The organism is Mycetohabitans sp. B8, assembly GCF_021991875.1.
In the GTDB taxonomy this organism is placed as follows: Bacteria; Pseudomonadota; Gammaproteobacteria; order Burkholderiales; family Burkholderiaceae; genus Mycetohabitans.
On the sequence record NZ_JAHLKR010000013.1, the window covers coordinates 18080 to 34902 of the forward strand.

Annotated in this window: 15 protein-coding genes and 8 pseudogenes; 10 read left to right on the forward strand and 13 right to left on the reverse strand. The window is 58.1% G+C overall.

Annotation, left to right across the window (positions count from 1 at the left end; translation table 11 throughout):
- Nucleotides 1-69: 69 nt before the first annotated feature.
- Entirely contained in the window at nucleotides 70-891 is an 822-nt protein-coding gene (gene istB, locus KQH60_RS05600) for an IS21-like element helper ATPase IstB (RefSeq protein WP_237575556.1), read from the reverse strand.
- Complete coding sequence (gene istA / locus KQH60_RS05605; protein ID WP_237575557.1) at nucleotides 888-2381, reverse strand: IS21 family transposase; 1494 nt, start codon at nucleotides 2379-2381, stop codon at nucleotides 888-890. The genes istB and istA overlap by 4 nt, the downstream gene beginning before the upstream one ends.
- A gap of 677 nt (nucleotides 2382-3058) precedes the next feature.
- On the opposite strand from istA, the pseudogene KQH60_RS05610 reads away from it, so the two are divergent.
- Nucleotides 3059-3340: pseudogene (locus tag KQH60_RS05610) on the forward strand (transposase); the annotation flags it as partial.
- Between the two features lie 85 nt (nucleotides 3341-3425).
- Here KQH60_RS05610 and KQH60_RS05615 read toward each other — a convergent pair.
- The 4 genes and pseudogenes from KQH60_RS05615 to KQH60_RS05630 form a co-directional block, all read right to left on the reverse strand.
- Complete coding sequence (locus tag KQH60_RS05615) at nucleotides 3426-3833, reverse strand: PIN domain-containing protein (RefSeq protein ID WP_237575558.1); 408 nt, start codon at nucleotides 3831-3833, stop codon at nucleotides 3426-3428.
- Between the two features lie 3 nt (nucleotides 3834-3836).
- Entirely contained in the window at nucleotides 3837-4073 is a 237-nt protein-coding gene (locus tag KQH60_RS05620; RefSeq protein WP_237575559.1) for a type II toxin-antitoxin system Phd/YefM family antitoxin, read from the reverse strand.
- A gap of 498 nt (nucleotides 4074-4571) precedes the next feature.
- Nucleotides 4572-4808 (reverse strand): annotated as a pseudogene (locus KQH60_RS05625) (tyrosine-type recombinase/integrase); the annotation flags it as partial.
- Nucleotides 4809-4879: 71 nt separating this feature from the next.
- Nucleotides 4880-5082, reverse strand: a pseudogene (locus KQH60_RS05630) (transposase); the annotation flags it as partial.
- Nucleotides 5083-5675: 593 nt separating this feature from the next.
- Here KQH60_RS05630 and KQH60_RS05635 point away from each other — a divergent pair.
- The 6 genes and pseudogenes from KQH60_RS05635 to KQH60_RS05660 form a co-directional block, all read left to right on the forward strand.
- Nucleotides 5676-7049 (forward strand): hypothetical protein, encoded by a 1374-nt coding sequence (locus KQH60_RS05635; RefSeq protein WP_237575560.1) that lies wholly within the window; start codon nucleotides 5676-5678, stop codon nucleotides 7047-7049.
- Nucleotides 7050-7467: 418 nt separating this feature from the next.
- A complete protein-coding gene (locus KQH60_RS05640; protein ID WP_237575561.1) occupies nucleotides 7468-7821 on the forward strand; it encodes a transposase in 354 nt (117 codons plus the stop codon).
- Nucleotides 7821-8165 (forward strand): IS66 family insertion sequence element accessory protein TnpB, encoded by a 345-nt coding sequence (gene tnpB, locus KQH60_RS05645; RefSeq protein WP_255779048.1) that lies wholly within the window; start codon nucleotides 7821-7823, stop codon nucleotides 8163-8165. The genes KQH60_RS05640 and tnpB overlap by 1 nt, the downstream gene beginning before the upstream one ends.
- 29 nt (nucleotides 8166-8194) lie before the next feature.
- Nucleotides 8195-9777: pseudogene (locus KQH60_RS05650) on the forward strand (IS66 family transposase).
- 245 nt (nucleotides 9778-10022) lie between these two features.
- Nucleotides 10023-10958 (forward strand): IS4 family transposase, encoded by a 936-nt coding sequence (locus tag KQH60_RS05655; RefSeq protein WP_237575563.1) that lies wholly within the window; start codon nucleotides 10023-10025, stop codon nucleotides 10956-10958.
- 43 nt (nucleotides 10959-11001) lie between these two features.
- Nucleotides 11002-11321, forward strand: a pseudogene (locus KQH60_RS05660) (transposase); the annotation flags it as partial.
- Nucleotides 11322-11470: 149 nt separating this feature from the next.
- On the opposite strand, the gene KQH60_RS05665 reads toward KQH60_RS05660, so the two are convergent.
- The 3 genes and pseudogenes from KQH60_RS05665 to KQH60_RS05675 all read right to left on the reverse strand — a co-directional run.
- The gene (locus KQH60_RS05665) at nucleotides 11471-11800 is read right to left on the reverse strand and encodes a type II toxin-antitoxin system RelE/ParE family toxin (protein ID WP_237575564.1); all 330 of its coding nucleotides are present in this window, start codon (nucleotides 11798-11800) and stop codon (nucleotides 11471-11473) included.
- A 6-nt stretch (nucleotides 11801-11806) separates the two neighbouring features.
- Nucleotides 11807-12076 (reverse strand): type II toxin-antitoxin system ParD family antitoxin, encoded by a 270-nt coding sequence (locus tag KQH60_RS05670; RefSeq protein WP_237575565.1) that lies wholly within the window; start codon nucleotides 12074-12076, stop codon nucleotides 11807-11809.
- Nucleotides 12077-12357: 281 nt separating this feature from the next.
- Nucleotides 12358-13314: pseudogene (locus tag KQH60_RS05675) on the reverse strand (IS110 family transposase); the annotation flags it as partial.
- Nucleotides 13315-13343: 29 nt separating this feature from the next.
- On the opposite strand from KQH60_RS05675, the gene KQH60_RS05680 reads away from it, so the two are divergent.
- Nucleotides 13344-13520: a hypothetical protein gene (locus KQH60_RS05680; RefSeq protein ID WP_237575566.1), complete on the forward strand. Its 177-nt coding sequence runs from the start codon at nucleotides 13344-13346 to the stop codon at nucleotides 13518-13520.
- 95 nt (nucleotides 13521-13615) lie between these two features.
- Nucleotides 13616-14572 (forward strand): transposase, encoded by a 957-nt coding sequence (locus KQH60_RS05685; RefSeq protein WP_237575567.1) that lies wholly within the window; start codon nucleotides 13616-13618, stop codon nucleotides 14570-14572.
- A 142-nt stretch (nucleotides 14573-14714) separates the two neighbouring features.
- Here KQH60_RS05685 and KQH60_RS05690 read toward each other — a convergent pair.
- Nucleotides 14715-14867, reverse strand: a pseudogene (locus tag KQH60_RS05690) (transposase); the annotation flags it as partial.
- A gap of 183 nt (nucleotides 14868-15050) precedes the next feature.
- On the opposite strand from KQH60_RS05690, the pseudogene KQH60_RS05695 reads away from it, so the two are divergent.
- Nucleotides 15051-15236, forward strand: a pseudogene (locus KQH60_RS05695) (integrase); the annotation flags it as partial.
- Between the two features lie 108 nt (nucleotides 15237-15344).
- Here KQH60_RS05695 and KQH60_RS05700 read toward each other — a convergent pair.
- The 3 genes from KQH60_RS05700 to KQH60_RS05710 all read right to left on the reverse strand — a co-directional run bounded on the left by KQH60_RS05700 (nucleotide 15345) and on the right by KQH60_RS05710 (nucleotide 16562).
- On the reverse strand, nucleotides 15345-15695 hold the full coding sequence (locus KQH60_RS05700; RefSeq protein WP_237575568.1) for a hypothetical protein: 351 nt from the start codon (nucleotides 15693-15695) through the stop codon (nucleotides 15345-15347).
- A 229-nt stretch (nucleotides 15696-15924) separates the two neighbouring features.
- Nucleotides 15925-16326 (reverse strand): type II toxin-antitoxin system VapC family toxin, encoded by a 402-nt coding sequence (locus KQH60_RS05705; RefSeq protein ID WP_237575569.1) that lies wholly within the window; start codon nucleotides 16324-16326, stop codon nucleotides 15925-15927.
- Nucleotides 16326-16562 carry an antitoxin gene (locus KQH60_RS05710; protein WP_237575570.1) on the reverse strand — a complete coding sequence of 79 codons (237 nt, stop codon included), beginning with the start codon at nucleotides 16560-16562 and terminating at the stop codon, nucleotides 16326-16328. Before KQH60_RS05710 ends, KQH60_RS05705 begins: the two co-directional genes overlap by 1 nt.
- Nucleotides 16563-16823 lie beyond the last annotated feature (261 nt).

Here is a 16823-nt window from a genome sequence, read left to right on the forward strand (position 1 = left end):
TAGCGTCAAGCAGAATGGCCGGTTTACCGACAATCGTCTTGGCCGGTCGACCGGGATGATTGTCGGTGGTTATTCAGCCATGGTTGTCGCTCCTAGTTTGTGATTGTCGCTGGATAATTGTCGGCGTCGCCCAATTTGTTTGTCGCTGGCCGTACGGCGGCGGTAGCTCTCGACGTTCATTTCGAAGATCGTTGAGTGATGCACGAGCCGGTCGATCGCAGCGACGGTCATGCCGGGGTCCGGGAACACGTCGTTCCAGCCCGAGAACGGTTGGTTGGCGGTGATCAGAAGGCTGCGGCGCTCATAGCGTTCGGCGATCAGTTCGAACAGCACGCTTGTCTCGGCTTGGTCCTTTCGGACATACGACAGATCATCCAGGATGATCAAATCGAAGCGCTCGAGCTTGGCCAGCGCTGAGGGCAATTGCAGACTTTGCCGCGCGGCCTGTAGCTTCTGCACGATCTCGCTTGTGCGCATGAACAGCACACGATAGCCGGCGTCGATCAGCGCGTGGCCGATGCCCGAACCTAGGTGACTCTTGCCTGCTCCGGGCGGGCCGAACACGAGAACCGTGGCGCCTTTCTCGAGCCACGAATCGCCGGCAGCCAGTGCCATGACATGAGCTTTAGAGACCATCGGCACCATGCTGAAGTCGAAGGTGCCCAACGTCTTTGTTGGGTCCAGACGCGACTCGGCTCGATGTCGCTCGATGCGCCGTTTCGCGCGCTCGGCCAGTTCATGCTCGAACAGCGCGCCGAGCAGTCGTGTCGCTTGCCAGCCCTCTTTGTCGGAGCGCTGTGCGAACTCAGGCCATAGGCGCGCCACGGTCGGCAGTCGCAGTTCGTTAAGCATTAAGGCCAGACGGCCGGGCTCGAAGGTGGGCGTATTCATGCCACCTCCGTGCCAAGCAAAGCGTCGTAGGCGCTGGCAGGCGGAATCTGTACGTTAATGACCGGGTAATCGGCCTCACGCGGGGCGAATTCCTCACGCAGCGCCTTTAGCTCCGGTAACTGGCCGTCAACCAACAAGGTGTTCAGCCTCGTGGCCAGCACCGCTTCGACGCCATCGAGTGCGGCAAGCTCAAGCAATCCCACCATCGTGCGGCAGGCCTCGCGTTGCGTGAGGCGCTGCTCCAGTTGCTCCCACGTGCGACGATACGCCTCACGCGGAAACAGTTGATCGCGAAACGCCAGCCCCTTGAACGCCTGCGGCTTGCGCTTGAGCCCTTCGATGAAGTGGCGGTAATTGAGCGCGCGGCGGTTGTTGCCCGCACGCGACCCCCTGGGGGTACTGAGCACCAACGCACCGAAGAGGTAACAATCGAGCCGGTCGCTGTACACACGCACTTTCAAGCGATGACCGATCAGGCGCGAGGGCGCGCTGTACAGGATGCCGCGAACCGTGAATGTGCTGCACCGTGTGACGCGTGCTTCCGCTTCGACGAAGTCGCTCGTACGCCGCAGCGGCAGATCCACCAATTGCTCGCGCTCAAGGCGAAACGCCGCTGCGTTACGTCGGTTGCGACGCATAACGTTCTCGCGCACAAACTCCTCGTAGGCGGCTCGGTTCTCAAAGTCCCGATGACCGCGCGACATCAATGCCTGATCGATGGCTTCCTTCAGATAGCGATGAGATGATTCGACGCTACCGTTCTCGTGACCCTGGCCACGGTTGTTGCGCGTGCCGGCCATGCCGTAATGTTCGAGCAAGGCGGCGTAGCGCACTGTAAAGTCGTCTTCCTGCTGCAGATTCCTGAACGCTGCCGATAGGCTGTCAGTGCGATGCTCGCGCGGGCAGCCGCCTGCTTGCCACAGCGCATTGTGCAAGCCCATCGATAACGCCTCGAAGCTCTCGCCGCCTTCAACGACATTGGCGTATTCCCATCGAGAGAAGGCCAATACGAAGTGATATAGCCGATGCTCGAAAAGCACGCCGGCGATCGTCACGCGCAACTCGGCCATGTCGGTGAAGTCCGACAGGCCGCGAGCACCAGGCTCATGCTGCTGGGGAAAAAAGACTTCCTTTGGTGGCCCCGACGTCGCTCGCCACTGACGTACACGCCGCTCCAGCGTGCGACGTGTGCTGTCGGGATACTGCCCGGGATGCTCGTCCTGTAGCTTGCGCAGGATCGTGATCGCCTGCAACTGTGGCGCGTTCAATAGCATCGGAACAACCTCGCTCTGCCAGACTTGGGCGAACGGATCGGGACGGGAGCGCCAGTAACGCCGCGGCTTCTGTGATGGCAGCGTGGCTTCACGCTCGATACGCCGCGCGCTGCGCACACTGATGCCGGCCTTAGCCGCAGCGATCTGCTGCGAGTGATGTTTGCGTTTGGACATGTAAAGGCGAACCTGTTGGTCGGTAATACGGGTTCCAGGCATGCGGCCGATCGCTTCTTATTGATTTGATCAGCCATCGTAGAATCCAGCCAACCCGGCGCCGCCGGTGGATAGACTATGCGCTTGCTAAGCAGCCACTACGCCTCTCCACCGGCCAAGACCGTCGCCGCCACATCGGCCAAGATGATTGTCGCTGTCCACACGAGCGTAGTCAGTCGGCGCTCACGCATGCGCTGTTGCGCGCAAAGTAAAAATGCGCTTGACATCGTCGCTGTCGCGCTGGCTAACAAGATGGCGCGAACGATTTGGGCACTGCTGGCGTACGGGCGAACGTATCAGGCAGCACCAGCACAGTGATCACGCTTTAAGGCCTAAACCATTCACGGTTGCACAGGTGTATTGAACGATGGCAAGACAGGTTGGACCGCGCGAAGGCAAGCCTGAGACATTTCTCGGACCTCCAGTCCGCCAATTAGATTAGGACCTTTGCGGCGAAATCCATCGGGGCCGGCGGGCACGCCCGCGATCGAGTCCGGATATAAGTCCGCAACCACCCTCCTGCCGCGCACAATCGCCTTGCAAATGGGAGGCGACCATATAAGAAATGTCGTAGTTGGCGCTCGATCGGCTCATGCTGGACAGCTCATGACGCTCTCGCGGGAGTTCAGGAGTTTATCGTGGCCAACACCAACACTGGAGTGATCACACAGATTGTGGCGATCCGGCGGCTGTCGCTCGAGTTCACTGACAGGGTCAAGCGCCGCGCACATCAAGCGTTGGCAAGCTGGCTGCATCAAGCGCAGGCCAGCGCTGTACCAGAAATGCAGTGGTTTGCAGCAGGCATTGGCCACGACTACGATGCCGTACACGCTGCACGACTCACACCCTACAGCAACGGCATCGTCGAAGGCCATGTCAATCGGCTCAAGTTCCTCAAGCGCCAAATGTATGGCCGCGCCGGCTTCCAACTGCTTCGTACTCGTGTGTTGAATCGATGCTGATCCACAGTAAAAACTTCACACAAAGTGCGAAAGAGCCATTCTCAGCGTGCTGCTGACATTCGAAGACTCGCTCGCGACTTCATTCCTACCTTGTCAACCAGTTTTCCAGTGACAGGTCCGGCACGCGAGAGAACTCGCGTTCGTTATCCGTGACTAGGGTGGCTTTGATCGCGAGCGCCTGGGCTGCGATCCATGTGTCATTAGCCCCGATTGGGATTCCTTGCCGTTCTAAACATGCCCTCACGCGCGCATAGTAGCGGGTGGTCTCAGCATCAAAGCCGACGAAGGGTAGTCGTTGCGCCAAAGTGGCGAGACGGGCGCGGTTGCGCTCACTATGAGCGCTTTTCTCCGCGCCAAATTCCAACTCTCCAAGCACAATCACCGATAGGCGCATGCTACTGAGCGGCAGCGTTTCTAGCCGCTGCTGTATGTCTGGATGCCCTTTCAAAGCGGCAATCAAAATGTTGGTATCTAGCAGGTAGAGCGCGGTCATGGACTAATTGTCCATCGAGGCTACGGCCTCGGCTGGCTTATCTTCCGGAGCTTGCAGATCAATATCATTCTGGCTCGACCAAAAGTCACGAAAGGCGTCGGCCGCGACGCTTGGCTGATTGGGGATCATCCGCGCCACAATTTTCCCATGACGGGTGATAGCAATTTCCGCGCCGGCCTCTATCTCAACCAATAGGGCTGAGAAATGGGACTTGGCTTCAACCACAGTCAAGGTTTTCATAAGGATCTCCATCATATTATGACCACATGGTCATAATATGATGGAGATCCATCTCTGTCAATTCGGCGTCCAGGAATTAAGACGAGTACCCGCGTTCGTGCCAGTCATGCCAGTTGGCTACGGCTTGCTGTAGGTTGCAGTTGCCGCCGACGGGGACAAGTTGCGCCAGCGGCGCGACGATTTCACGCGTGCCGTGGTGCCCACCCACGAAAATGGCGTCCCGGCCAAGCGGGTCGGGTGTGTTTCATTCTGGGGCTGGCAGCTGACCGAGCAAAAAACAAGTACTGTCATGCGATTGCGCGTCCTCTGAGGTAAGTCCTGCTTGGCAGCCCACTTACTTGTTGCTCGATTTGGTGAGGTACATCGAAGACGAGCGCAAAAATGCTGTCCAGGCCAGACGCCGCTAAGATGAAACCGCCCACGAACGTAATCTCATCTGGCCGTCGCTGCTGGAGCGCCCGCGCAACGAAACGCTGGGTACGTCGCTGCTCGCTATGATCAGCGCTGTGGCTCCCGAGCAGGGGGCTCGACCGAGTCCGTGTCGCCCCAGTTCATCCGATGGCCGCGCACCGTCTCGCGATGCCGCGTGTCCTCTTCTTCGTGCAAGTACAGGCTCGTGGTGGTCAGCGACACGTGTCCGAGGTTATCACGCATCGTGCGCAGGTCGAGGCCAGCGTCGGCCTGATGCGAGCCGACCGTATGCCGCAGCCAATGCGCTGAGGCCAGCTCTTTGGCCAGTCCGCAAATTCGAGCCCGTGCGCGCAGCCGTGATCATGGCCCGGGCACACTAAAAACCTGACGGGCTCATCCTGCAACATGGCTTTGTCCAGCGACAGGTCTGCCATCAGCCTCTTAAGCTTCGCGTTCTCCTCTTCGAGTTGCTTCAACCGGCGTAGCTCCGAGGGGCCGAGGCCGCCAATTGTAAAACGTCGCATCGCTGATGCCCATCTTGCGGCACCACTCCCGCCACCGGCGTGCCCAGCTTTGCCTGCTTTAACGCGAATGCCATCGGTTCTTCCGTGTATTGGCTCTTCTTTACGACATGACCTTCTGCTTGTCAAGGTTGCATCATGCCGGATTTTTCTACTTTTGAATGGCCCAGTTTTTTTGGGGTAGCCTCAGGCCGTCAACGGGCGAAAAAGCCGCTAACTACCGTGGAACCGCACGTGAGCCCGCACCAGTTTGCGCGGTATTGCCCGCCTCAAGTTCGTTTAGATAGCAAATGAGGCTATCCCAAACCACTGGCGACATAACGTATTGAGTGTCATCAAAAGTCAGTACCTTGAACGACCTTTGCCGCGCGTTGCACGCGAGCACGAACGCGCCGCCAATCGGGCGAAGCACGGCGTATTACCGGCGATTGTCAAACCATGTGATCCGCTTGGCTGAAACGACCTGACATGCTACGCACATTTAGTTATTGCTCGGCCAATGTCCCCTGTCGTTACCCGCTTGCATCACTCGCCTGCCATATCGCGGCTCATCCGCCGGCTTATGTCATCCGCCAAAAGTCTCGCGCTTGTGACGTATCGCTGCGCGCCTGTGCCCAGTTTTCGCTAGCCTGCTGCGCAACCTCGCTACGCGTGGCGTCTTCTTTACTTCTTGCTGAGCTTGCCGATGGACTTCGATCTGAATGCCGCTTTAAACGACTATCAGGCCTATATCTACGCGTTAGAGGCTCGCCCGACACCCGCCGCTTCGGCGCCACCGCCACCGCAGCTACCCAGCGCCGCGTGGGCAAACCCATCGGCCAAGCGGCCCACCACCTACCAGGACCTGCCGACCGAAGTCATCGCGCGCATTGGTGACTACGTGCCCGTCCAAGACGTGATGCCATTTTCCACCGTTGACCGGCGCACCTATTATGCAATGCAGACCCGGCGCCTCATTCATAACTATTGGCAACGAGCAAAGCAAGCGGCGACCTTCCAGTCGATCCACCGCCTGCTCGATGAGATGGACGGCACGCTCGCCGATCCAGCGCAGTACACTGAACCCCTGGACGCGCTGTGCCAGCGTCTGAAAACGTTGAAGGCCGGGCGCACCCGCGTATTTAAGCGTTTATTCGCAGCCGCGCAGCGTATCCCGCAAGACGGCGTGCAGATACAAAAAGCGCTGTTGCTCATGCACCGGCATTTCACCTATGAGCGCGAATGGATGGAGCTGTTTGACTTTGCCTACGCGCTGGCCGAACAGCGCGAGCCCGGGCAGGACAATGTGTGGCCGGAACTGGCGCTTGGACTGTCGAATTTTTCCCTCGACACACCTGAGACCCCTGAGTTCGCTCAGTGGTATTACAAGATTCTGGCACGGCTGCCGTCATTGAGCGTAGCCGAGCAAGCGCAGATCATTCCCACATTGACCCGTTTACTAGATAAATTTAATCAAGCAGACCCGCGCATCCCTGAGCTTTATACGCTCTTACACGACTACGCGTTACGCCTGCCCCCCTCTCATCAAGGCGCATCGGTCGGCGCGTTGGCAAGCTACGTGTGGCAATTGCCGGAAGCGGAACAATCCGCGCGGTATGTGCAAATGCGCGATTGGGCGCTGTCGCTGCCTGACGACCAGTGGGGGGCCGCACTGCAGCGTTTGCCTGAAGGACTGGGTAGTTTTTCACCTAAGCGACAAGCGCAGGAGCTGGCGTTGCTGGAGCGCTATTTAGGGCGCGTGCCGACGGCGCAGCGCCCGCAAGCAGCAGTCGGGTTAATTAGAAGTATCTATTTCATCAATGACACGCTAGCCAAGCGGGGATGGCAGCAGGGATTGAGTCTACTGAACGGGGCGGGTGAAGCCGCTTTATGGGAAGTACTGAGCGAGCTTCGGGCCAATGGGGTGCTATGGCGCCGGAACAATCGCCAATGGAAAGTGGCAATGGGTGAGATCACGCGCTTTATGAAAGCCAACCATTTTTCCAAACCCGCCCAGGCGCGAATCCAAGACAGTGTGAGCTGGCTCAGAAGTCGGCCAGATTAACAGCCACAGCAGCTTAAGTACATCAGTCGTTGGACAATTCCAGTGCATCGAGGCGTCGGATATCGACATCCCGGAGGACGGAAATTCACTAAAGTCGTCGGTAAAGACACCGAAAACGCCCAATCTTGAGCCAGTTTGCCTCATCGGCAGGCTATCACAGCAAGCACATCATTTGCGTGCTGTGCGCCGCAATCGCGATGATCGGCGCCGACGGCTTGTGCAAGGACAGCCGCGCGGCTGCTCTACGCGCGACGCATCGGACAACGGCCCACGCCAGTGGTACAAAACGTTCGCGTGTTGGGACGGTTTTTCGCAGTGCCAAGCCGGTTATGCAGTAAGCGTTGTTCCATCACCGTCTGTTCATGAGGGCTTGAAGTCGGCAACCTACTTCCCACCAGATCAAGTGGGAATTAGGACGATGGAAGCGAAGGCACTGGGCCGACGACTGGGATCCAAGAACTACTCGAAGCAATTCCGGGCAATGGTCGTGGCGCAAGCGAACGATCCGGCCCGCTCAATTGCGGATGTGGCACAGGAGCACGGTCTGAATGCCAACATGATCGCGCGTTGGCGTCGCGCACACGAGCGTAGCCAGTCGGCGCTCACGCATGCGCAGCCCACCGAAACGTTTATTCCTGTACAGCTGCCCGTGCCGGCGCAAGTGGCGTCAAGTCTCATCGTCGAATGTGGGGCTGTACGGGTTCGCTTCGATGGGCCACTTGAGCTGAGCGTACTGCGGACAGTGCTGACAACGTTACGGTCGGCATCGTGATGGGTCTGCCCGCAGGGACGCGCGTGTGGTTGGCCGCCGGCGTGACGGATATGAGAGCTGGTTTCAACAGCCTTGCAGCTAAGGTGCAAACCGTGTTGGAGCGTGATCCATTCTCTGGGCACGTGTTCGTGTTCCGTGGCAAGCGCGGTGACCTGCTCAAGGTGCTATGGTGGAGCGGCGACGGCATGTGTTTGCTGATGAAGCGACTCGAGAAGGGACGCTTCATTTGGCCTCAAGCGGACAGCGGCGTCATTTGCCTTAGCCCGGCGCAACTGTCGATGCTGCTTGAAGGCATTGACTGGCGGCAACCGACGAGAACGGCGCGACCGACTTGGGCGTTGTAAACGTCGCCGCCGGCGCGTAAACTGCCGGCATGACCCGCGCGAGCCCACTTCCCGACGACATTGAGGCTTTGAAGGCCAGGCTGCTCGAGCAGGAAGCGGCGCTGCGTGAGCGTGACGCGCGAGTGATCAAACTGCAAGAGACGATTGACTCGCAACAAGCCGCGTTGGCCTCGAGCGCAGCAGAAGTCGAACATCTGAAGCTGCTCATTGCCAAGTTGCGGCGCATGCAGTTCGGCCGCAAATCGGAGAAGCTGGATCGCCAAATCGAGCAGCTCGAGCTACGTTTGGAAGATTTACAGGCCGACGAGGGGGCCGCTGCTGTTGAGATCTCGAAGACGGCGCGCACTGCGCCGCAAGCACCGCTACGCAAGCCACTGCCCGAGCATCTGCCGCGCGACACGCGCATCTATCTGCCCGAATCGGCCGAGCGTTGCACGCAATGCGGTTCCGCGATGAAGCAACTCGGCGAAGACGTTTCGGAGCAACTGGAGTACGTACCAGCGAGCTTCAGAGTGATCCGACACGTACGACCAAAGTTCGCATGCACATGCTGCGATCACATCGCACAAGCAAGCGCGCCGAGCCGCCCCATCGAACGCGGCTTAGCTGGCCCGGGGTTGCTCGCACACGTACTCGTCTCCAAGTTTGCTGACCATGTGCCGTTGTATCGGCAATCAGTCATCTACGCCCGCGAAGGCGTAGCGCTCGAGCGCTCGACGCTGGCCAAGTGGGTCGGTCATAGCGCTGCATTGCTGCAACCTCTGGTCGAAGCCATCCGTGGCCACGTGATGGCGGCATCAAAACTGCATGCTGATGACACTGCCGTGCCAGTGCTCGCGCCCGGCAACGGCACGACTAAGACCGCACGACTATGGGTGTACGTGCGCGACGACCGGCCCTCAGGCGATGCAACGCCGGCTGCGGTATGGTTCACCTACACGCCTGATCGCAAAGGCATTCATCCGCAGCAACATCTCAAGTCGTTTGCCGGCACACTGCAAGCCGATGCCTACGCAGGCTATCGAGCGATTTACGAAACCGCACGCGTGGTCGAAGCAGCTTGTTGGGCCCATGCCAGACGACAGTTTTACGAGCTCCACGTCGCGCGGCCCAATGCCTTCAATACCGAGGCACTCGAGCGAATCGGTGCGCTCTACAAAATCGAAGAAGTCATCCGCGGCAAGCCTGCCGACGAGCGTTGCGCCTATCGCCAGTTGCACGCTAAGCCTTTGCTCGATCAGCTTCATACTTGGCTGAGCGAGATGCTTGCCACGCTCTCACGTAAATCGGATACAAGCCGCGCAATTCTCTATGCGCTCAACCGCTGGGAGGCGCTAACGCGCTACTGCGATGACGGACGACTTGAGATCGATAACTTGCCCGTTGAGCGCGCCCTGCGCGGCGTGGCTATCGGCCGGCGCAACTACCTGTTCGCGGGGGCCGATCAGGCGGTGAACGTGCCGCCACGATCTACAGCTTGATTGGCACAGCCGCGCTGAACAATGTCGATCCTGAGACTTATCTGCGCCATGCGCTTGCACGCATCGCAGAGCATCCGATCAATCGCGTTGATGAACTACTGCCGTGGAACGTGAGCAGTCTGGCGAGGTGAGGCGCTGGGCTGGGCGTGACTTCGATGCCAAGTTATTCGACCGCCGAGTCGCGAACGCAGCGCTTCTGCGAATGGCGTCCAACGGCTGGGGTGGAAAGTAACGTCCCTCCCGTCAAGATGGTATTGGCGCACTTGCAATTACCCACATCTCAATCGCGAATCCTGGTAACTTGACATCTATGATGACCGGCGTGCGAACGAAATGGCAGGGAACCGAAAGGCAGATAACCAAGCATGGTTTGAGCATGAAGTTGAAGATCAAGCGACATGTCAATCCGACGCGCGTACCAATTGAGCAGAAGGAAAGTTATCGCTGGCTAGAGAACATGCGCCAGTCAATGGCACTGCTGGGTGAGCCTGCCCGTTGCATTCACATCGGTGATCGGGAAAGCGACATTGATGAGCTGTTTTGTACCGCATACGATTTATGCACACATTTCCTAGTGCGCACTTGTGTTGATCGCTTGGCCGGCGATGGCCAGCGTACTGTCGCACACGAAATGGAGCAGGTCCAGCTTAAGGGATTGCACCGCGTTAAGCTTCGTGATAAGAAGGGCCGTCCGATGACCGCTACGCTTGAGCTTCGCTACCAGCGAATGACGGTATTACCGCCGATTGGCAAGCACCAGCGCTACCCTGCACTGCAGCTGAGCGTTATTCACGCCCAAGAGCGCAATGCACCCCGTGGACGAGCTCGCATTGAGTGGAAACTGATGACCGATATGCCAGTCAGATCGCGCGCCGAGGCAGTCGAAAAATTAAACTGGTATGCCATGCGCTGGAAGGTCGAGACATTCCATAAGATCCTGAAATCGGGGTGCAGGGCAGAAGAGTCAAAGTTGCGTACGGCCGACAGGCTCGCGAACCTGATTGGCGTGTTCTGCATCCTGAGTTGGCGCCTATTCTGGCTCACTATGATCAGCCGATCTGTCCCGCAGGCGCCGCCCGAGGTGGTATTCACACAGACCGAAATCGAATTGCTTGGACGTGTCGTCCAGGACTCACCTCGTAGCGCGCAAGCGCCGCCGCTATTGCGCAACTTGATCAAGCTCGCCCGGCTTGGCGGCTATTTGGCTCGCGCTAGCGATCCTGCCCCAGGAAACACCGTCATGTGGCGCGGCATGCGGCGCCTGATCGATATCCAGCTCGGCTATGAACTCGCGCTAACGAGATGTGGGTAATTGCAAGATTGGCGCAACGCTTACCGCCATGAAGAGGTGTCTGATGAAGAAGCAGCGACGTACGTTTTCCCCGGAATTCAAACAGCAAGCCGCCTGTCTGGTGCTCGAGCAGGGCTATAGCCATATGGAGGCGAGCCGTTCGGTTGGCGTCGGCGAGACAGTACTGCGTCGCTGGGTGCACCCGCTTCAGCAGGAACGTCAGGGCATCACGCCGCAAGGCAAGGTGATCACGCCGGATCAGCAACGCATTAAAGAACTCGAGGCGCGTATAGAACGCCTCGAACGTGAGAAGGCCATTTTAAAAAAGGCTACCGCGCTCTTGATGTCGGAAGGCATCGAACGTACGAAGTAATTGATCGGATTTGCGGGAGCACGGCGATTGGCCGTTTCAAGGTCAGTCGCTTATCGGTGCGAGTGCTGTTGGGGAAATCGGTGCGGGTGCTGTTGGGCAGATCGACAGTCATGATGCGCGTTCCTGTAGCCGGTGAGAGAGGCGTGCTGATTGAGAGACATCAGCATTCCGCACTGTCATCGTCCGGCGTGTCTTGCAGAATCGTTTCGTAGTTCTGGCCGCCATAGAAGATACCGAGGATGGAAACTGTCTCGGCCTCCACAACGAAAGCAATCACCACCCGTTTCTTGTAATGGGTGAGGCGCAGGCCGGACCGTATGTCATCGCGTTTGATACTGCGAAGCGGAAACGTACTCAGGCTCTCACAGTAGCTCACGATGGCTTCAGTGTAGCGAGCCGCCATGTCGGGCGATGCTACGTCGGCGATGTAACGAAAAAGTTCGACCAGTTGCGCCTGCACTTCCGGGCTGAAGACGACCCGGTAGTTCATCGTGTTTCATCGTGTTTCATCGTGTTCAGCGGCTAGTCGAGCCCGCACTTGGTCCGCCGTCACGGCTCGAGACGGATCAGCCTTCAGGGCATCATAGGCGGGGCCGACTTGGTGATGCAGCCAGCTTTCTACGGCACGATCTCGCGCCATGAGTGCCCGCAGGCCATCCCGGATGACTTCGCTCTCGCTCGCATACTCACCCGTGCAGACCTTGGCTTTCACCACTTCTGCCATGTCTTTGGGCAGGGTAATGCTCATTTGCTGCGTGGTGCGCATGGCGGGCTCCTGTTGATCATAATAGGATTTAATCCTACTCTTTTGGCCGGCAGTCGTCTAGCCTGCTCACAACCCCATCATGGCAATTCCGGGTTACGGCCCGCCGCAGCGAGCATGGGGGTCCATCGGCGCACGCCCCAGCGTTGTCGGTCGGGTACGCTAGGGAGAGGCGCATGCAGCCTAAGCCAAGCACGTCAGGCCGGTGTGCCGTTCACGTCATCAAACCTCAGCGATCGCAAAACCAGTAGAGCTTCGGGCAAAGCATAGTGGCGCACGGATGCTCAAGCAGGCAGGGTGCTTACGCCTGCATCGAATGCGGTGTTGTGCGTCGCCAGCGCCCATGCGGTGCGCGCCAATTTGTTCGCCAGGGCGCACGCCACGACATTGGGATGCCGTCGTGTCAACATCGCGCGCACCCACTGCGCGAGCTTGCCATGCTGTCGCTCGAGCCTAATCATGTAGGCGCGAGCGCACTGCACGAGCAGGCGTCGGATGTTCTTGTCCCCTCTCTTGCTGATTCCCAGCAGGTTGGACTTGCCGCCAGTGCTGTACTGGCGTGGTACCAGCCCGATCGAGGCGGCAAAGCCTCGGCTACATCCGTATTGTTTGCCATCTCCCATCTCGGCAGCCAGCACGCTCGCGGTGATGGAGCCGACGCCGGGAATGGACAGTAGACGCTGGCCGAGATCGTCATCGGCAAGCTGGCGAGCTATTTCCTTGTCGATCTCGCTGATCTGTTCGTGGAGGTACTTGAAGTGAGCGTGCAAACGCTCGAGGATCGCGATCAGGCGTGGCGGTAGCGGATGCTCAGCGAGTACAGCTAGCAGCCGTGTCATGACAGCGTTGCCCACAGGCAGGCTGATACCGAATTCAAGCAGGAAACCGTGTATTTGATTGACGGTCTTGGTGCGATCACGGATCAACGATTCGCGCACGCGATGTAGGGCCGATAGGGTTTGCTGCGATTCAGTCTTTGGCGTCACAAACCGCATGGCTGGGCGAGACGCTGCCTCACAGATCGCCTCAGCGTCGACAAAATCGTTCTTGTTGCTCTTCACGAAAGGCCGCACGTATTGCGGCGAAACGAGTTTGACCTGATGCCCGAACGTAGCCAGCTTGCGCGCCATATGGTGAGCGCCGGCACACGCTTGCATGGCGAGCGTGCAGGTGTGAAACGCGGCGAAGAACTCGACCAGCTGTTTTTGCAGTTCACCTTCTTGCGAAACACCGCCTTTGCGCGTCGGTCCTGACCGTGAAGGTGAAACGAATGCTTGCCCAAATCGATTCCAACCAGCGTCACCTCTTGCATGATGGCCTCTCTAAAAAGAAATACCCGACAAGCGTAACCTTCGCTCGTGGGGTGGGGATGACCATCTTGTATCTTTCTGCCCACGGACGGCGGTCGCGCAGCCTGAAAACCATCATGGGCCTGAAAGCCCGTTAATGAGCATTCGGCGCGTGAGCGCTACCGTTCTTCGATAAGCCCGAACAGTTGCTTGAATTTGAATTCGCATTCACAAGAATGGGATCCGGGGAACCATGTCTGAAAAAATCGCCGTCGGAATTGATGTTGCAAAAGCCACCCTTGATGTCGCGTTCGGAGTAACTGGTATCGTCGCCACTTATCCGAACACGCCGGCAAGCCACGATAAGTTGCTCTGTGCCCTCGCTGATTGTCAAGTCGATCTTGCGGTACTGGAGGCCACCGGAAGCTATGAAGTGGCGGTTGCCTGCGCGTTGCAAGGCGCCGGCTACGCAGTTGCCATTGTGAATCCGCGTCAGGCCCGCGACTTCGCGAAGGCAATGGGGAATCTTGCGAAAACCGACCGGATTGATGCGCGCGCTCTGGCTCAGCTTGCCCACGTGCTCGCACAGCGAACCGACAGGGACAAGATAGTCAAAATCCTGTCTTCGCCGCTACAACAGGAACTCCAGGCTCTTGTTGCCCGCCGACGCCAACTCGTCACCTTGTTGACGTCTGAGCGGCAACGACTTGGAATCAGCCACCAGGCCGTGCGCGAAAGTGTAATCACCGTCATTGGGGTTCTTCAAGATGAGCTCAAGGCTGTCGAGGCAGCCTTGACGAAGCACGTCAAGGCGCATCACGCCCGTCTTGTCGAACTGCTGTCGAGTGCCCGCGGAGTCGGTCCTGCGACCGTCGCCACACTGATCGCTGACGTGCCGGAACTTGGCAAGCTGACACGGCGCGAGGTCAGCGCGTTGATTGGAGTAGCGCCCTTCAACCGCGACTCAGGGGCGGTTCGCGGCAAACGAATGATCTTCGGCGGACGTGCAGCCGTCAGGCGCATGCTATACATGGCGACGTTAGCGGCTGTTCGCTTCAATCCGGTGATCGGGACCTTCTATCACCGGCTCGTCGCGACCGGTAAGCCGAACAAGGTTGTCCTGGTCGCCTGCATGCGAAAGCTGCTTACTATCCTCAACGCCATCGCAAAAACAGGGAAGCCGTGGGATGAATCCATCCACACGGCTTGACGGGAAAGACAGTTGCTCATTATTTCGGATACGTCCTTCGGCAGATGTATCAGGAATCTTGTGTGTCGAGGTCGGTTAAAAGATCTCAGCTTATGGTGTTCGTGAACCGGTCGCCGGACAGAATGGCGAACTGATTGAGCGCCTACCGCCAAGTGATAGGCGGCATCTTCCAATCCTTTTCGATGTTGCACAAGGCCAGATACAACAGTTTGCTGGCGGCTTTGTCGCTCGGGAAGTGGCCGCGGTTCTTCACAATCTTGCGCAGTTACATGTGCATGCTCTCGATGGCGTTGGTAACTGGCATGATATGAACCGGTGCCCCGCGTGTTCCCGCCGCGCAGTTTTAGGCGTATGGTCCGCCCATCCGGGACAGAGGCACCGGGGAGCACTTCGGGTAGGCAGGCCACTCGTCTACGATGAGCCGCGAGCTCGTGTTAGTCATTGGCTGCCCCTGCGACCCGCCCAGCGGCCCACGACGGCGGAGAAGCTGCGCCGCGCGAGCCCGCACTGGATGCGGCACACTCACGCGTCACATGCGCTGGCCCGGGGCGCCGAGCTGATCATGGTGCGCGACAATCTGCGCCATTCGTCGATCTATCTGCACAGCGACGAAGTGCAGCGAGCCCAGCGGTTCGATCAGGCGTTTGAGGCGCGAAAGGCCTAAAATATGAGCGCGTCGATCGCAAATTGACCAAATGAGGCGGCCCGGTGACGAACGAGATCACGATTGTGCCGAAGCAACGACAAAAGTTATTGCAATGGGATACACGATTCAAACATTTCTGATCACGCCGGACGAGGGCATCCTGAAGATGGGATGACGCACTACTGGAACATGCTCGGTGCTCCGGATAGTCATCGCCTGCCGGAGTTTGCAGATCAGCGCGTGCGCCTCGCGCACCTGACCATTGAGCTGATGGATCGCAAGCCCATGCACGTGATCAATCGGGATTTTGTGATTGTCAATTTTGATGCGTAGGGCCGTCTCAATGTCGATCAAATCAAGCAGCGCGGTAGCTCGCTGTTTGAAGTCTTCCTGGCCTACAAACTGGGCCGCAACAACAGGGAGGGCACTGCGAAGGTTGTCGATGCCGCGGCCCGCTTTACCGTACAAGGCAGTCAATGGACGCCGACACCCGCCTTGATCCAGGCCCTTGATGAGGCAGCACTGGCATTGCGACGGTGCTCTGGCATTTAGGCGGTTAGACGATTATGGTGATTCGAACATAAGTCGAGCGAATTTCATAACTTCAAGGCTTATGATAGGAATTTACGCGTACCTTGTTCACTCCCCTTGTCGTGGCGAGGCTCTTCATTCCAAATTTCGAGATTAATGAACATGTTAAAGCTTTCTACTTGTTGAGCCAGTTTTCGAGCCTGATACTGGGATAGCTGGCAAAATCGCGCTCGTTGTTGGTAACGAGAATAACGTCCAGGGCAATCGCGTGTGCGGCGATCAGCTTGTCAAGAGCATCCTTCTTGCGCTCGTTCGTCGCTTTGCGCACAGGCCCGTAGGCCGTTGCTGCGGCAGCGTCGAACGGGGCCACAGGAATATCTTCGATTAGGGCGGCGAGATTGCGGCGCTCGCGAGTTCGGTTCGCAGACACTACGACGCCGTATTCAAGTTCAGCGTAGGTGACTGCGGATATAACCACATCCCCGACGTAGCACTGCGCAAATCGCTTCGCGACTTCTTCAGGCTGATTCTTCATCAGGTAGATGCACATGTTCGTGTCGAGCATAAAGCGCGGCATCACAATCCCTCGCGCGCAGCCTGCTCCTGCTCGCCGCGGCCTTCAGCCATGAAATCCGGCCCGAATTTCGCGAACTTCTTGAGCACTCCAGTCAGCGGACGACGCATCGGACGGATACGGATCTCATCGCCTACGCGCTCAATTTCGATTTCGACATCGCTCCGGTCGTAAGCAAGGTCGGCGGGAATGCGAACGGCTTGTGAGTTGCCATTCTTGAAAACGCGGGTGGTATGCATAGCGGTTCCTGATGTGTGTACTGTGGATGTACTATAGACTATTCATCGCTCTATGTAAAGTATGCGGTCATTTAACGACGCCCTTCCGATGAAGGCCAGAAGATCCAAAGCTAAGTGTCCGCGTAGACACATGCACTGGTAATCTCCCCGTTTTCCACGGGGTTCAGAAGTAGAAACTATGCGGCCATGGCCAGCCGCTGTTTTGGCGTCAATCCGCCCAAGGCCATGTTCGGGCGATCGTGATTGTAAGTCCACATCCAG

What these genes read in the sequence shown, in the direction of transcription:
- istB (WP_237575556.1), bottom strand. Translation starts at nt 891, where the DNA reads ATGAATACGCCCACCTTCGAGCCCGGCCGTCTGGCCTTAATGCTTAAC.
- KQH60_RS05705 (WP_237575569.1), bottom strand. Translation starts at nt 16,326, where the DNA reads ATGCCGCGCTTTATGCTCGACACGAACATGTGCATCTACCTGATGAAG.
- KQH60_RS05665 (WP_237575564.1), bottom strand. Translation starts at nt 11,800, where the DNA reads ATGAACTACCGGGTCGTCTTCAGCCCGGAAGTGCAGGCGCAACTGGTC.
- istA (WP_237575557.1), bottom strand. Translation starts at nt 2,381, where the DNA reads ATGCCTGGAACCCGTATTACCGACCAACAGGTTCGCCTTTACATGTCC.
- KQH60_RS05680 (WP_237575566.1), top strand. Translation starts at nt 13,344, where the DNA reads ATGCTTGCCCAAATCGATTCCAACCAGCGTCACCTCTTGCATGATGGC.
- tnpB (WP_255779048.1), top strand. Translation starts at nt 7,821, where the DNA reads ATGGGTCTGCCCGCAGGGACGCGCGTGTGGTTGGCCGCCGGCGTGACG.
- KQH60_RS05670 (WP_237575565.1), bottom strand. Translation starts at nt 12,076, where the DNA reads ATGCGCACCACGCAGCAAATGAGCATTACCCTGCCCAAAGACATGGCA.
- KQH60_RS05655 (WP_237575563.1), top strand. Translation starts at nt 10,023, where the DNA reads ATGAAGTTGAAGATCAAGCGACATGTCAATCCGACGCGCGTACCAATT.
- KQH60_RS05710 (WP_237575570.1), bottom strand. Translation starts at nt 16,562, where the DNA reads ATGCATACCACCCGCGTTTTCAAGAATGGCAACTCACAAGCCGTTCGC.
- KQH60_RS05685 (WP_237575567.1), top strand. Translation starts at nt 13,616, where the DNA reads ATGTCTGAAAAAATCGCCGTCGGAATTGATGTTGCAAAAGCCACCCTT.
- KQH60_RS05640 (WP_237575561.1), top strand. Translation starts at nt 7,468, where the DNA reads ATGGAAGCGAAGGCACTGGGCCGACGACTGGGATCCAAGAACTACTCG.
- KQH60_RS05615 (WP_237575558.1), bottom strand. Translation starts at nt 3,833, where the DNA reads ATGACCGCGCTCTACCTGCTAGATACCAACATTTTGATTGCCGCTTTG.
- KQH60_RS05620 (WP_237575559.1), bottom strand. Translation starts at nt 4,073, where the DNA reads ATGAAAACCTTGACTGTGGTTGAAGCCAAGTCCCATTTCTCAGCCCTA.